The following is a 1002-nucleotide window of genomic DNA, read 5'->3' on the forward strand; positions in this document are numbered from 1 at the left end:
CAATCAATGTATAAGCAACAGTCATTCGAAACATGGAATGGTTTGAACCTATTAGCTGTTGACGGTGTTGTGTGGCGAACAGCCGACACGCCTGATAATCGTAAAGCCTTCTCTTCTGGTAGCAACCAATACGGTGATACAGCCTTTCCTCAAATACGCATGGTCTGTCATATGGAATTGACCAGCCATCAACTGCTCAGTAGCGAGTTTGATAACTATAAAACCAACGAGATGAAATTAGCTGAGCGTTTAATTGAACGTACACCAGATAATTCACTGACTATGTTTGATAAAGGATATTATTCTTTAGGCCTGTTAAATCGTTGGCACCAAACTGGGAAGATGAGGCACTGGCTGATACCAGCAAGGCCCGACTTACAGTATGAAATCATCTCCAGCGCGGGTAAAAATGACCATATCATTGAATTGAAAACAACAAAGCATGCACAAAAAAACTTTCCCGATGTTCCTGAAACGATTAAAGCGAGATTAATCAGTAAAACAATAAAGGGCAAAAGCTACCGTATATTAACCTCGATGACGGATAGATTGCGTTATCCAGGTAATGAAATTGTTGAATTATATTGTCATCGTTGGGAGATAGAGCTTGGGTTTAGAGAAATCAAACAAACCATGCTTGATAGCGCATACCATTTAAGAAGCAAGCGTCCAGACATGGTGCGTCAGGAGCTATGGGGCGTGTTACTCGCCTATAATTTAATACGAAGAATAATGACGATGGCGGCGACAGTTACAGGGATATGGCCTAACCAGCTTAGTTTCTCTAGCAGTTCGATGGCTGTCATTCAGTATTTCTCGTCAGTATCTATAATGAGTCCAGGGAACATTCCAATACACTGGCAGCACTTACTCAATACACTGGTCTTATTTAAGCTTCCAGCTAGACGAGAGGATAGAAGATATCCCCGATGGGTTAAGCCAAAACCATCTAAGTATCCCCATAAAAAGAAAAATGCCAGTCAGCTTAACTGACTGGCATTA

At 41.4% G+C, this 1002-nt stretch carries 1 protein-coding gene; it reads left to right on the forward strand.

Annotated features, from left to right (window positions below):
• A partial coding sequence (locus I6F45_RS21220) for an IS4 family transposase (protein ID WP_197162043.1) occupies positions 1-993 on the forward strand: 993 nt, incomplete at its 5' end.
• Positions 994-1002: the final 9 nt, after the last annotated feature.

Origin of the sequence: Pseudoalteromonas sp. SWYJZ19, from assembly GCF_015864375.1 — a bacterium.
GTDB lineage: Bacteria > Pseudomonadota > Gammaproteobacteria > Enterobacterales > Alteromonadaceae > Pseudoalteromonas > Pseudoalteromonas arctica.